Source organism: Pseudomonas marincola (genome assembly GCF_900116605.1).
Lineage (GTDB): Bacteria > Pseudomonadota > Gammaproteobacteria > Pseudomonadales > Pseudomonadaceae > Aquipseudomonas > Aquipseudomonas marincola.
Window position 1 is genome coordinate 264,038 of record NZ_FPBC01000001.1, and the last position, 14,391, is coordinate 278,428.

General features: G+C 57.9%; 11 protein-coding genes and 1 pseudogene. 8 read left to right on the forward strand and 4 right to left on the reverse strand.

Going from position 1 to position 14,391, the window contains the following annotated elements; genetic code table 11:
- Positions 1-33: 33 nt before the first annotated feature.
- Positions 34-426: a GFA family protein gene (locus tag BM395_RS01305; protein ID WP_090508610.1), complete on the reverse strand. Its 393-nt coding sequence runs from the start codon at positions 424-426 to the stop codon at positions 34-36.
- Between the two features lie 504 nt (positions 427-930).
- On the opposite strand from BM395_RS01305, the gene BM395_RS01310 reads away from it, so the two are divergent.
- Positions 931-2,010 carry an endonuclease/exonuclease/phosphatase family protein gene (locus tag BM395_RS01310; protein WP_090508611.1) on the forward strand — a complete coding sequence of 360 codons (1,080 nt, stop codon included), beginning with the start codon at positions 931-933 and terminating at the stop codon, positions 2,008-2,010.
- A gap of 77 nt (positions 2,011-2,087) precedes the next feature.
- Here the strand turns inward: BM395_RS01310 and BM395_RS23510 are convergent.
- Positions 2,088-2,369 (reverse strand): annotated as a pseudogene (locus BM395_RS23510) (LysR family transcriptional regulator); the annotation flags it as partial.
- Positions 2,370-2,761: 392 nt separating this feature from the next.
- Here BM395_RS23510 and BM395_RS01320 point away from each other — a divergent pair.
- The 7 genes from BM395_RS01320 (at position 2,762) to BM395_RS01350 (ending at position 10,412) form a co-directional block, all read left to right on the forward strand.
- Entirely contained in the window at positions 2,762-3,748 is a 987-nt protein-coding gene (locus tag BM395_RS01320) for an AAA family ATPase (RefSeq protein WP_069899007.1), read from the forward strand.
- Positions 3,749-3,752: 4 nt separating this feature from the next.
- Positions 3,753-4,688 (forward strand): DUF58 domain-containing protein, encoded by a 936-nt coding sequence (locus BM395_RS01325; protein ID WP_090508612.1) that lies wholly within the window; start codon positions 3,753-3,755, stop codon positions 4,686-4,688.
- Entirely contained in the window at positions 4,685-5,179 is a 495-nt protein-coding gene (locus BM395_RS01330; protein ID WP_090508613.1) for a DUF4381 domain-containing protein, read from the forward strand. The genes BM395_RS01325 and BM395_RS01330 overlap by 4 nt, the downstream gene beginning before the upstream one ends.
- Positions 5,172-6,197, forward strand: coding sequence for a VWA domain-containing protein (locus BM395_RS01335; protein ID WP_090508614.1), 1,026 nt, complete (start codon positions 5,172-5,174; stop codon positions 6,195-6,197). Before BM395_RS01330 ends, BM395_RS01335 begins: the two co-directional genes overlap by 8 nt.
- Positions 6,194-8,014, forward strand: a complete 1,821-nt coding sequence (locus tag BM395_RS01340; protein WP_090508615.1) for a VWA domain-containing protein — start codon at positions 6,194-6,196, stop codon at positions 8,012-8,014. Before BM395_RS01335 ends, BM395_RS01340 begins: the two co-directional genes overlap by 4 nt.
- Positions 8,011-9,654, forward strand: coding sequence for a BatD family protein (locus tag BM395_RS01345; protein ID WP_090508616.1), 1,644 nt, complete (start codon positions 8,011-8,013; stop codon positions 9,652-9,654). The genes BM395_RS01340 and BM395_RS01345 overlap by 4 nt, the downstream gene beginning before the upstream one ends.
- A gap of 206 nt (positions 9,655-9,860) precedes the next feature.
- The gene (locus BM395_RS01350) at positions 9,861-10,412 is read left to right on the forward strand and encodes a DUF2780 domain-containing protein (protein WP_069899019.1); all 552 of its coding nucleotides are present in this window, start codon (positions 9,861-9,863) and stop codon (positions 10,410-10,412) included.
- A 117-nt stretch (positions 10,413-10,529) separates the two neighbouring features.
- Here the strand turns inward: BM395_RS01350 and BM395_RS01355 are convergent, their stop codons facing one another.
- Both BM395_RS01355 and BM395_RS01360 read right to left on the reverse strand, forming a co-directional pair.
- Positions 10,530-12,899 (reverse strand): efflux RND transporter permease subunit, encoded by a 2,370-nt coding sequence (locus BM395_RS01355; RefSeq protein ID WP_069899021.1) that lies wholly within the window; start codon positions 12,897-12,899, stop codon positions 10,530-10,532.
- An 18-nt stretch (positions 12,900-12,917) separates the two neighbouring features.
- On the reverse strand, positions 12,918-14,006 hold the full coding sequence (locus BM395_RS01360; RefSeq protein WP_244528907.1) for a WD40/YVTN/BNR-like repeat-containing protein: 1,089 nt from the start codon (positions 14,004-14,006) through the stop codon (positions 12,918-12,920).
- Positions 14,007-14,391: the final 385 nt, after the last annotated feature.

A 14,391-nucleotide genomic window follows, 5' to 3' on the forward strand; every position in this document is an offset into this window, starting at 1 on the left:
TAATCAGGCCAGCTGAGCGCGGATTTTGTCTGGCTAGTCTTCAGAACGCCCGCCTCCCTCACGATCACGCTGATAATGGTGTTTAAGGGAGAATGTTGGCAGCCAGGATTCACGGCGGATGACCCAGCTTTCGTAGGTGGGCATCAGTTGGTCAGGTGCATCGAGTGAGCCCAGATGCACCTCTACCTCGTCTGCGCTGCGGGCGAAGACTGACGAGCCGCAGTTAGGGCAGAAACACCGGCCTGCGTAGTCACGCGTTTCGCCCTTGATGCTCACGGCAGTCTCGGCAAATATCGCGCAGGCATTGAATAAGGCCCCGTGGTGTTTGCGGCAATCAATACAATGACAAATGCCCACCCGATAAGGCTGGCCCAACGCCACAATTTGCACCTTGCCGCAGAGGCAACTGCCCGTGTACTGCTGCATCTCAGACCTCCAACATCCAGCCTTTGATGCACCGTTTTATGCCTGAATTCAGCTCACCGCAAGTGATCGTGGCTCACGATCAGCCCGCCCACACAGTGAGTGAGCTGCAACGGCTTTGCAGGAATCTATTGATTTACTAAGCGTGATTGACGTCTCTGTGTGTGGGGCGAGTCGTTTGGCCAGCCTTGGGTTTTTCACTGGGCCGTCATAAAGATGCGCCTGCGTCACACCAAGCGAAAACTTCCAGAACACTAACCAGCCTTACGATCTACGCTGATGGCGAGCGTTCGGTCCTCCGAACAGCGTTAGCCTTGTTCGGACTTTTCGCAATCTTACTGGTCAGATGAAACTGAATGATCTGTTTCAGTTGTCAGAGGTGAATAAAGCCACAATGCCGAAATCCAGCAGATAGGCTTTCTTTAATCTGCATTGAGAGCGAGCCAGGCGCGGGTGGTTCTCGATAATTAATGCTGCAGTGTTTAAAACTCAACCACAGGAAATAGCATGTTAATAGTGTTGACCATCGCCACGTTGTTGATCGTCATCGCCAGTGCGCTGCCGTTATCCAGGCATCAGCATTGGGTCGTCAGAGTGATGGACTTCCCCCGAGTGCAAATCGCTTTCATGGCTGCGGTTTTACTTGTTATTAACTGCTTGTTTCTCGACTTAACTCGCGCATTCAGTTGGTGCTTAGTGGCCGCTGCAGGCGTGTGCTTATTGTGGCAGTTGAAGTGGGTATTACCTTACACACGCGTTTGGTCAAAGGAGGTTAACGCGAGCAAGGGCAGCGATCCTGCTCGCGAGCTCAGCATCATCACGGCAAACGTACTGAAAACCAACCGCAACAGTGACGCTTTAGTGGAGCTGGTCTCGCAGTATCAGCCCGATATTCTAGTCACGTTGGAGTCTGATAAATGGTGGGAAAGCAGGCTTGAAGCAATAGAAGTTGATCTGCCGTACAGCGTTAAGTGCCCGCTGGACAACCTGTACGGCATGCACGTTTACTCCAGACTGCCCTTTAGTGACGAAGTGCTTTCATTTTTAGTGGAAGACGATGTTCCGTCAGTTCATCTGTCGTTGCAGCTGCGCTCAGGCGATAAAGTGTGCATGCACTTTGTTCACCCCGCGCCCCCAAGCCCGACTGAAAATTCAGAATCAACTGAACGCGATGCGGAGTTGATTTGCATCGCTAAGAAAGTTGCGCAAACGCAGGGCCCGGTTATTGTGACGGGTGATCTGAATGATGTGGCGTGGTCTTTCACCACTCGCCTGTTCCGTAAAATTAGCGGTCTGCTTGATCCACGGATTGGGCGGGGAATGTTCAACACCTTCCACGCGGACTACCCGTTTTTACGTTGGCCTTTAGACCATCTGTTTCACAGTGCACATTTCAAGCTCAAGGATATAAAGCGCCTACCTTCTATCGGTTCGGACCACTTTCCATTGTTTACCGTACTGGTGTGTGAGCCTGAACGCGGTGCCAGTCAGAATGGCATTGCAGCTGACAGTGAAGATCACGCTGTGGCACAAGATATAGTCGACGAAAAAGACGTCACTACAGACGATGTGCCAAAACCTAATTAATGCCCTGGACTGAACCCGGTTTCGCAGAGGGCCTGAGCCTCTTCTTGAGCCGGGAACTATCAGCTAGCTTGATTCGCCTAACCTGAGTCGCAGGCAACTAAGCCCTCAATGAAGACTGTTTCTGCCCGGCTCATGTGTTGCTCACGGCTCCACAAAATATGGATATCCACGTCAGCAATGCCTTCTGCGGGCGGTAGCCGCCTGAGTAAGCCCGCCTGCACATCTTTGATCGCTGGTGAAGTTGACGAAGTTTTCTCGTTGTAACTCACCTTCGGCAATGGACTGCTGCCCGAAAAAGGCATGATGACGACCGCCAAAAAAGCCTAGCGCTGACGTAGAAAAAGACGCTGTTCGAGTTTTTGATGCTGTGCTTAAAACTGCGCTTAAGGTTAGCAACAAGCAGTGTCAGGTGAGATCCGAGCCGGTGATCACGCCTTTAAATCCGCACTCTTCACTCTGCGGTCAGCTGCAAGTGACCGTTCACGCGCAGCGCACTGCACCAGCAAAAATGAAATCTTCCTGTTGAGTTGCGCTCGAATCGCTCGAAATCGGCCGCCTGGGCCAGTACGATAGCCGCCACACTTATGCGACCATATGCCGGATAGCGAGAGTGCACCTGCTTTTCATTGCACGGCGTGTAACCATCACCTGCAAATGCTACTGATTACCTACGCCAATTGGCCTGGCTCTACCCGTTGAACGGGGCCGTTAGAGCAAGCCGTAACATTCGAATGGGTACAGGATTGGTATTTTGGAAACCAAAGAAAACTCGCAAGGCCCGCAGTACAGGGCTGCATTGCTTGAGCTGCGTAATTTCCTCTCTTCGCAGATTCTCGGCCAGGAAAAACTGGTAGAGCGCCTGCTGATCGCATTGCTGGCCGACGGCCACATGCTGGTTGAAGGCGCGCCGGGGCTGGCGAAAACCAAGGCCATCAAAGAACTGGCGGAAGGTATCGAAGCTGAATTCCATCGCATTCAGTTCACCCCAGACCTGCTCCCAGCTGACATCACTGGCACCGAGATTTATCGACCGGAAACCGGCAGCTTTGTGTTCCAGCAAGGGCCGATTTTCCACAACTTGGTACTGGCTGACGAAATCAACCGGGCACCGGCCAAAGTCCAATCGGCGCTGCTTGAGGCCATGGCCGAGCGTCAGGTGAGCGTGGGCCGCAGCACCTATGACCTGTCGCCGCTGTTTCTGGTAATGGCCACACAGAACCCAATCGAGCAGGAAGGCACCTATCCGCTTCCGGAAGCCCAGCTCGACCGGTTCCTGATGCACGTAAAAATCGGTTTCCCCGACGCCTCCGTCGAGCGCAAGATTCTGATGCAAGCTCGCGGCGAAGCGCTTCATGGTGAAGAGAAACCCGAGCACCGGGTCAGCCAGCACGCCATTTTCGCAGCGCGCAAGGAAATCCTCGGTCTGTACATGGCTGATGCGGTAGAGGAATACCTGGTGCAATTGGTGATGGCGTCACGCACGCCCGCCAAATTTGATCCGGAACTCGCCGAGTGGATTTCCTATGGCGCCAGCCCGCGTGGCTCGATTGCGCTGGACCGTTGCGCGCGCGCTCATGCCTGGCTTGCGGGACGAGACTTTGTCAGCCCCGAAGACATTCAGGCGGTGCTGTTCGATGTGCTGCGCCATCGCATCATCCTGTCGTTCGAAGCGGAGGCTGCCGGTATCGACCAAGACCGCGTCATCCAGCGCATTCTCGATGTAGTCGCCGTCGCCTGACCCTATGCAAACCCTTGCAGCCCAGCCTGGCATCCGCGTTAACCTCGCCGAGTTGATCGAGATGCGCCACCGTGTGCGCGAAGTGCAGCTGTTTTCGACAGCCGCCCGACGCAGCCCGCTGATTGGTCTGCACCACTCGAAACTGCGCGGGCGTGGCGTCGACTTTGATCAGGTGCGGGTGTATCAGGCTGGCGATGATGTGCGCACGATTGACTGGCGGGTGACGGCGCGCACTCAGGAGCCGCACACCAAGATGTTCCACGAGGAGCGCGAGCGGCCCATCTACATCATGGTGGAACAAAGCCAGCGCCTGTTTTTCAGCACCGGACTGATGTTCAAGTCGGTGCTGGCCGCTCAAGCCGCCAGCCTGATTGGCTGGGCGGCACTGGGTCATAACGACCGGGTTGGCGGGCTGGTGTTTGGTGACAACGAACATCACGAGATCAAACCGCGTCGCAGCAAGCAAAGCCTGTTGCAACTGCTCAGCCGGCTGGCGCGGGCCAATCAGGCACTGCCCGGCGACCCGAACGCCGGCCGTGACAGCTTCGGCCTGGCACTGCGCCGCGCACGGGAAATTTTGCGCCCCGGCAGCCTCGCGGTGATCATTTGTGATGAGCGCACCCTCAACGACAGCAGTGAACAACAATTGGCGCTGCTCGCGCGCCACTGCGATGTGCTCCTGCTGCCGCTCAGCGATCCACTCGACCATGCCCTGCCCGCCGCCGGTTTACTGCGGTTTGCCGAGAGCGGTGCCAAACTCGAACTGGACACCCACAACGCAGACTTGCGCCGTGCTTATCACGAGCAGGCGCAGGCGCGACAGGCACGCTGGGAACGCCTGGCATTGAAGCTGCGCGTGCCGTTGCTGGCGCTCGACACCCAACGCGAGATGGTCGACCAACTGCGCGACCACCTCAACGGTTCAAGGGCCTCGAAATGAACCCGCTGGATCAATTGCAGCCACTTATCCAGCCAGACCCAATCAGCCTGTGGCCGCCGGCACCGGGCTGGTGGTTGCTGGCTGTATTGCTCCCTGTCGTACTCTGGGGCCTGTACCGGCTGCTGAAAAAGCTACGCCGTAACCAAGCCGACAAACAGCCAGACATCAGCCAGGACCCGCTGCGACTGGCAGCGCTGAGCGAACTTGAAGCCCTACAAAAACCCTATGACGGGATGCAGGCCGGTCCCTGGCTACAGTCGTTGAATAGCTTGCTCAAACGGCTGTGCGTGCAGCGTTACCCCGACAGCCAGTGCCATACATTGACCAGTCGCCAATGGCTGGCCTTTCTCGACAATCGCTGTCCGGCTGCCGGGCTGACCCGCTGGATGATTTTGGTTGAAGGTGCTTATCGCCCTCATTGCCTGCTCGATGACAAAGCCATTGCCGGGCTCAATCAGGCAGTCGACACGTGGATTCGCAAACATGTTTGAATTTACCTGGAGCTGGGTATTTCTGCTCGCGCCGCTGCCGTGGGTGTTGCGCTGGCTTCTGCCCGCAGCAGACAGCGGCGATGCGGCGCTGAATATCAACTTCATCAATGAACTCGAAGGCCTCAGTGGCCGCAAGGCGCGCACCGCATTGCCCAGCTGGCGGCGACAGGCGCGGTTCATCTTGCTGTGGATATTGCTCCTGAGTGCGGCGGCGCGGCCTGAATGGGTCGGCGAGCCGCTGCCCTTGCCTGCCAGCGGCCGGGATTTGCTGGTGGCCGTGGATGTGTCTGGCTCCATGGAATATGCCGACATGCGCTGGAATGACGAAGAAGTCAGCCGCCTGACACTGGTCAAGAACCTCTTCGGCAGTTTTATCGAAGGCCGCACAGGGGACCGCGTGGGCCTGATCCTCTTTGGCAGTCAGGCCTACTTGCAGGCGCCACTGACCTTCGACCGGCAAACCGTCAGCACCTGGCTGAACGAGGCAGTTATCGGGATCGCCGGTAAAAACACCGCGCTGGGTGATGCCATCGGCCTGGCCGTGAAACGCCTGCGCGAGCGTCCCGCCGAAAGCCGGGTATTGGTGTTGGTCACAGACGGCGCCAACACAGGCGGTCAGATCGAGCCACTGGTTGCAGCCAAACTGGCAGCCGAGGAAGGCGTGAAGATTTATCCGATCGGTATCGGCGCCGACCCTAAATCGGGCGGCCTGCTAGGCATGTTCGGCTTCAATCCCGGGCTCGACCTTGATGAGCCCACGCTCAATGCAATTGCCGACCTGACCGGCGGGCAGTATTTCCGTGCGCGCAGCAGTGATGAGCTTCGCGCTATTGAAGAAACCCTGGACCGCCTCGAACCCGTTGAGCAAAAACCGACACTCGCGCGCCCAGCCAAGGCGCTTTACGCATGGCCACTCGGCGCAGCGCTGTTGCTTAGCCTGCTGCTGGCACTGCATGAGTTGTGGCCGCAACTGCAGCGCCAAATGCGTGCGTTCAAACGGCAGCCGAGCGAATCATGAGCCTTTTATCACTTTGGCCCCATTGGCTACGGCCTTTCTGGCTGCTGCTTATCCCGCTATTTCTGACCCTTTTATGGCTGCTGTGGCACCGCGAAAAACGCAGCGGCCGCTGGCAACAGCTGCTGCCCGTGGCTTTTCACTCGGTTCTGCTGAGCGGCGGCCAGGGGCGCAGCAGTCGCACGCCAATTGTGCTGCTCGGTTGCGCCTGGCTGCTGGGCTTGCTCGCAATGCTGGGGCCAAGCTGGCAGCAGGTTGAACAGAACAATCTCAAACCTGCCGACCCGCTGGTGGTGATTCTCGAACTGAGCCCGCAAATGCTCGCCAGTGATGTCACGCCAACCCGCCTTGAACACGCCAAGCGCAAGATCATCGACCTGCTGCAGATACGCAAAGATGCGCAAACGGCGCTGGTGGTATTCGCCGGTAGCGCGCACACCGTGGTCCCGCTCTCGGACGACCTGGGCACGAGCCGTAACCTGCTGGAATCCTTGAAGCCCGACATCATGCCCGAACCGGGCCATCGCGCCGATCTGGCGGTAGAAAAGGCGCAGCAACTGCTCAAGCAAGGCGCGCAGGGGCAGGGCCGATTGCTGCTGGTGGTGAGCGAACTGAATAACAGCGAGCGCCAGAACATCGCCAGCACTTTGGGCACTCATGGCCAGCGCCTGAGCATTCTCGGTATCGGCACCCAGCAAGGCGCGCCGATTGTCCAGGCCGACGGTGGTTTCCTAAAAGATGCTCAGGGCGCAATTATGATCCCCCGCCTCGACAGCAGTTCACTCGCTCGCTATGCCACCAGCATTGGCGCCCAATACCGCCAGTCCCGCCTCGACGACCTCGACTTAAAAGGGCTGGGCCTCTTGGGCGGGCCACAGAAGCTGCGCGAGGAAGGCGAGAAACAACAGTTGCAGGTATGGGCTGATCAGGGCCACTGGCTGGTGTTGGCGCTGGTATTACTGGCGGCATTCGCTGGCCGTCGCGGCTGGATATTCTGTGTGCCGCTGCTGCTCCTGAGCCTGCCGCAAAATAGTTACGCATTCGGCTTTGACGATCTCTGGTTGCGCCCCGACCAACAAGGCCAACGCCTGCTGCAAGCGCAGCGTCCGGCAGAGGCCGCGAAACGTTTCAGCGACCCGCAATGGCAGGGCCAGGCGCTGTATCAGGCAGGCGACTATGCCGGGGCGGCAGAACGGTTTGCCCAGAGCGACAGTGCTGCCGCCCACTATAATCGCGGCAATGCGCTGGCGCGCAGTAACGAGTACGAGGCGGCAATCGAAGCCTATGAACAAGCTCTGGATCTGCAACCTGATCTTGCTCAGGCCCAGCAGAACAAGGCTCTGATCGAGCAATTGCTGCAACAGCAACAGCAGTCGCCACAAAATCAGCAGGATTCACAACAGCAAGACTCGCAGAACTCGCAAGAAAACAGCCAGCAAGGATCTGAGCAAAACAACAGCCAGGCGCAATCCTCGCCCAATGCGCAAAACGCTGATGGCTCGACTGATGATCAGACCAGCGAGCAATCGCCAGGGCAAGATCAGGCCGCAGACAGCCAACAGGACGGTCAGAGCGCCGAGCAATCCAGCGCCGGAGATGATGCCGGGCAGCCGGACGCGCAGGCCGCTCAACAACAAGCCCAGCAGGATCAGGCAACGCAAGCTGCCGCCGACAAGTTGGTCAAATCGACCGAAGCCATCGATGGCGAGCGGCGCCAGTCACTAGAACAATGGCTGCGGCAAATACCCGATGATCCGGGTGAATTGCTTAAACGCAAATTTTGGTATGAACAGCAACAGCGTCAGGAAAACCCTCAATGACCCGCCTGCTTTGCATTTTCCTGTTGGCCCTTTTTGCGGCTACTTCAGTCAGCGCCAAGGACCTCATCGCCAGCGTCGACCGCAGCACTTTGAGTGTCAGCGAGACGGTGGAGTTAAGCCTGGAGTCCGACGACACCACGCTGTTCGGCAAACCGGATCTGAAACCGCTCAACGAGTTGTTCGATGTGCTCGGTACGCGGCAAGTCAACCGCCTGACCACCCTCAACGGCGAGGCCAAGGCCACGACTCGCTGGATCGTCACCCTGCAACCGAAAACCACTGGCACCGTGGTCATCCCCTCGCTCAGCCTTGAAGGCATGCACAGCCAGCCGATCACCCTGCAAGTGGTCGAGGCCAGCAAAGACGCGGACAGCAGCAAGATGGCGCCGGTATTCATTGATGCCAGCCTGGATAAGGATTCGGTCTATGTGCAGGAACAAGCCGTGCTCACGCTGCGCATTTATCACTCGGTTTCACTGTATGACGACAGCAGTCTGACCCCGCTGGAAATCCCCGACGCACGGGTCGAGCCGCTTGAAAAACCACGCACCTATGAGAAGCTGATAAATGGTGTACGCCACGGCGTGATCGAGCTGCGTTACGCGATTTATCCTCAGCACAGCGGCGCCCTGGAAATTCCTTCGCAGGCATTCAGCGCCACCGCGGTTGCGGCCAACGACAGCGATGACTACAACCCCTTCGGCCCGCGTCCCGGCAAAGTGGTCCGTGTGCGCTCACCGCAGATCCCGCTCGAGGTCAAAGCCAAACCGGCCAGCTATCCGGCTGATGCACCCTGGCTTCCGGCGCACAAGGTCACACTGACTGAGAGCTGGAGCCCGGATCCGGCAAGTGCCAAGGTCGGCGATTCGCTGACCCGCAATATGATGCTCAATGTCGAAGGTCTGTCCAGCGCTCAACTGCCGCCGCTGGCGACACCCGATGTCAAAGGCCTGCGCCGCTACCCCGACCAGCCGACCCTGAGCAATCAGGTCACTCCGCAAGGCATCACCGGCAGCCGCGAAGAACACGAAGCGTTGGTGCCCAACCAGCAAGGCAAGGTCGAATTACCGGCCATTACGTTGACCTGGTGGAATACCCTGACCGATAGCCTTGAGCAGACCAGTATTGCCGCGCGCACGCTGGACGTAGCCGCCAATCCACAACTAACCGAGCCGCAGATTCCGGTCGAGGCGTTGCCGCCTACCGTAATTCAGGGACCAGCAGTCTGGCCGTGGCAACTAAGCACTGCATTGCTGGGCCTGACGACCTTCATTGCGCTCGGCTTATGGTGGCGCGCACGACGCCTGCCGGCTGTTTCCAAGACGGCCCAAACCGGCCCAAGTCCACGCACCCTGCTCGACGAACTCAAACGCGCGTGCCAGGCCAATGAGCCTAACCAGACCCGTCAGGCACTCGATGCGTGGGCCCGCCAGCAACCGTGCACGCTTGCCGAAATGGCAGCGCGCGACGTGCCGCTTTCAGCCGCGCTGGATGAACTCAACGGTGCGCTTTACAGCGAAACCGGCCAGCAATGGCAAGGTGAAGCCTTGTGGCAGGCTATTCGCTCGCTGCCGGCCCTCGAAGCGCAACAGCCCGCTACTGTAGAGGCCAGCGCGCTGCCGCCCCTCTATCCACGCTAAGAACGCCCTGCCCCGGCTGATTAGCCGCGGGCGGGCCAGTTTGGCGGAACAGGCACACAGCTCTGGGCCTTTTGTGCTGTCCGCCAGCGGCTTCTTGCTACTATTAGGGAACCACTGGCTGCAACTCAGGTCGATGCACAATGCACGCCTCGTGCAGCGTACAAAGCCGATTGCTAATGCGGTTCTCTCATATAAGGAATGCCCTCATGTTCAAACCATCCAAGGCTCTGCTGATCAGCCTGACGCTGGCCGCTTCGCCAGCTTTTGCCTTCACGCTGGATGACGCCACAAATGCTGCCAGCGGCGTGGCATCCGGCATGGGCGGCTCCGCAGCCAGCGCACCCATGACCGGCCAGACCGGTGATTTGCTCAGCGCCCTCTCGGGTCAACTTGGGGTCACGCCCAATCAGGCAGCCGGCGGTACCGGCGCGCTGCTCGGGCTGGCCAAGAACAAGCTCGACCCTAGCCAGTTCAGCGAGCTGAGCAAGGCGATTCCGGGCCTCGATCAATTTACCGGCAACAGTGAACTGATGGGTCAGGCAGGCAGCCTGCTCGGCAAGGCAACTGGCAGCCAAAGCGGCCTGGGCTCGATGATGGGCAACGCCAACAGCATGGCCGATGTGAGCAAGACCTTCAGCGCGCTGGGCATGAACAGCGACATGATCAATCAGTTTGCGCCTGCCCTGCTCGACTATTTCGGCAAGCAAGGCCTCAGCGCGCCGCTGCTGCAATCGCTGGGCAGCATCTGGGGAGTCTGATCACGCGCGGCTAGCCGGGGGTAAAGCAAGCGGTTAGGCGCAGCGCCCGATAGCAGAGAAAAAAAACCGCGGCTCAATGGCCGCGGTTTTTTCTTACCTGCGAAAAGTGCTCAGGGATCAGGCCGACTTGGCCAGCTCCTTGTTACGCAACTTCTGCGGGTTGATCAGGAAGCGTGCCAGTGCTGGCAGCAACCAGATGGCGCCGAACATGTTCCACAGGAACATGAAGGTCAGCATCAAGCCCATATCTGCCTGGAACTTGATCGCCGAGAAGATCCACGTTGCCACACCAATGGCCAGACACACGCCAGTGAACAGCACCGCTTTACCCGTCGACTTGAGCGTCTCGTAATAAGCTTCCTGCAGGCTCAGGCCTTGACGCAGGTAGGTTTCGAGACGGCTGTAGATATAGATGCCGTAGTCGACACCAATACCCACACCCAAGGCGATTACCGGCAAAGTCGCCACCTTCACGCCGATGCCCATGTAAGCCATCAGTGCGTTACCCAGCACCGAAGTCAGCACCAGCGGCAACATCACGCACAAGGTCGCGGCGACAGAGCGGAAGGTCAGCAGACACATCATCCCGACCGCAGCATATACAGCCAGCAGCATGGTGGTTTCAGAGTCGGCGATAACCTCGTTGGTTGCCGCCTCAATACCGGCGTTACCGGCTGCCATGATGAACTGCAGGTTCTCGCTGCTGTTGGCCTTGGCGAAATCTTCAGCGACCTTCACCGCACGCTCCAGCGTGGCAGCTTTGTGGTCGTTGAGGAACACCAGTACCGGCGCTACCGAGCAATCTGCGTTATACAGGCCATCGGCGCGGGCGATCGAGTTGTTCAGAATGTCCTGGTTACGCGACAGCGTTTCCCACTTCAGGCTGCCCTCGTTCATCCCCTTGATCACCTGACGCGACACCGTGACCATCGAAATGGCCGACTGCACGCCCTCGGTGTTCTCCATCTGCCACATCAACTGATCCATGGCATTCATGGCCGGATACGTCGAGCATTGCTCAGGCGGCGTCTTGACCATGATCACCAGTACATCGGAGCTGGTGGAGTAATTCTGGATAACAAAGTTGTTGTCGAGGTTGTAGCGCGAATCCGGACGCAGTTCAGGTGCACCCTGATCCAGGTCACCGATTTTCAGGTTCTGGCCGTACCAGACGCCACCCACCATGGCCATCAGAGCAATGACGATGGAAATCGGTGCCACCACAGGGTGCGCAAAGTTGGAAATGGCGCGCCAGAACGGATGCTCGCGCACCGCGTCTTCACGGCTGACCTTCACTGCCTTCTTGCTGATACCGATGTACGAAATCGTCACAGGCAGCAGAATCAGGTTGGTCAGAATAATTACTGCCACACCCATCGAGGCGCCAATGGCCAGCTCGCGGATTACGCCGATATCAATCAGCAGCAGCGTAACGAAGCCCACCGCATCCGAGAGCAAAGCCACCAGCCCCGGGATGAACAACTGACGGAATGCCATACGCGCAGCCGACAGCGAGTCCGTGGCATCGCTGGACGCCATGGCAATGCCGTTGATCTTCTGCACCCCGTGCGAAATACCGATGGCAAAGACCAGAAACGGCACCAGCATCGAGTACGGGTCGAGACCAAAGCCCACAGTTTTCAGCAGGCCCAACTGCCAGACCACCGCAATCAACGTGGTGATAATAACGGCCAGCGCACTCTTGAAGCAGCGGGTGAACCACAGCAGCAGAACGAAGGTGATACCGATCGCCACCGCAAAGAACAATGCCACGCCGACCAGGCCATCAATCAGGTCGCCGACCTTCTTGGCAAAGCCGATGATGTGGATTTTTACGTTGGGATTCTGCGCCTGATACTTCTCGCGAATCTTCTCTTCCAGCTCATGCGAGAACTTCTGGTAGTCCAGCGGCACCAGCTTGCTCTGGTCTTCCGGGTCTGGATACGCCTCAAGCAGCGGCACATCGACAATGCTCGACTTGAAGTTGTTGCCGACCAGACGGCCAATCTGACCAGACTTGAGAATGTTGTCGCGCAACTCCTCAAGGCTTTCTTCAGAGCCATCGTAGGTTTGTGGAATCACCTCGCCACCGGAGAAACCTTCTTCGGTCACTTCGGTCCAGCGTACGCTTGGGCTCCACAACGACTTAAGCCCCGAACGGTCAACGCCGGAGATGTAGAACACCTCGTCGTTGATCTGGCGCAGGGTTTCCATGTACTCCTTGCTGAAGATGTCGCCATCGACCGCTTCAACCGAAATGCGCACCGTGTTGCTCAGGTTCGACAGGTCGTTGCGATGCTCCAGCATCTTCTGGATGTAAGGGTGGCCCAGCGGAATCATTTTCTCGAAGCTGGTCTGCGGGCGAACCTGCGAAGCCTGGTAAAAAAGGAAAACGCTAATCAACAGACACAGCACAATAACGGCCGGTCGGTTGTTGAAAATCAACCGCTCCAAGAAGGAAGCGGGCTTTTGTTGATGCTTACTCATGCAAACTCTCCCGGCTTATTATTGTTGGCCCAGCTCGGCGCCAGTAGGCGTGGCGATGTGCAATCCACCCTGCCCCACCAGAATCAGGTTGCCGTTATCCAGTGCTGCAACACTGGCAATTGACAGTCGGTCGAGACGATTGACCAGACTGAAACTCTTGCCGTTGTCGGTGCTTTTCAGAACAGTGCCGCCGTGACCCACGATAATGATCGAGCCGTCGGCCAACAGCGTGCTGCTGCTCAGGCCAAACTCGATCGGGCCGTTACCCGGCGTATGAACTACGATTTGCTCCCAGGTGTCGCCAAAGTCGGTCGAGCGGAACACGTGGCCGCGCAAACCGTAAACCAGCAGCGTGCGTGACTCGGCAGTTGGCGCAACGCCAAACAGTGAACCCTCGTACGGGCCCTGCAAGGTTTCCCAGGTTTGGCCCCAGTCCGGGGAGCGGAAGATCACGCCCTGCTCACCGACGACCATCAGGCCGGCATCTTTAACCGGGACAATGGCGTTGAGGTGATAACCGTCTTCGTTGTCCATGCGGTCACTGATGTCTTCCCAGTTCGCGCCGCCATCCAGGGTTTCCAGCAGCGCACCGTAGGCGCCCACGGCAAAACCGTGCTGGGCATCGTTGAACCAGATATCCAACAGCGGCGCTTCACGGGTGAGGTCTTCGAACTGTTTGGTCCAGGTCGCGCCGCCATCAGTGGTGGCGAGAATCTGCGAGTCGTGGGCGACCGCCCAGCCTTTCTGGTCATCGACAAAGTAGGCAGCCGTAATCATCTGCCGGGTTGGCACTTTGGCCTGCACCCAGTTTTTACCGCTGTCGTCGGAATAGAGAATGTGCCCGCGGTCACCAAACACCAGCATGCGTTTACCTGCATGCACGACGTCGAGCAGCAGCGTGCGGGTGGCATGAGCAGATTCAACAGAATAATTGGTAGCGGCTTCGCCGGCCTGAACCTGTAGCGGCGCAGTGGCGAATGTTAAAGCACAAAGCACGCTGCATAGCGAGAGTGTTTTGGCCAGCGGCGAGTGGACGCGTAACGCCGGTGTGCGCAGGTTTCTTGCGACCAGACCGGACTGGGTGCGCCGCATGACGGGCTCACTCATAGACCTTCCCCTTTGTTTTTATTAGATACTTCTGCTTTTACGCAGGTTTCTTATGCTACTGAGCAAACTTGCAGCCTGACAATCAACGCGACGTTATGTTTTGTTAACAGCCAGTGACCGGGCAGTCAGAGCAAACGCTGATGCTAAAGCACTGCCTTGGATCAATTCCTGAAAAAATCAGGCTACCACTCAGACACCCAAGAGCCTTAACCATACGCAACCCTGAAGCGAATTCAAACGCTTGTATCATTAAACTTGGCTTTATTCATCAGATTTAAGCGACTTATTCGCCGCACTGATCACGTTGTAATCCAATCAACGATTGTCTGGCAATTATCTGCGCCTGACTATCCGCCCGAGCGCCGCCAAATTGCTGGGCAAAACC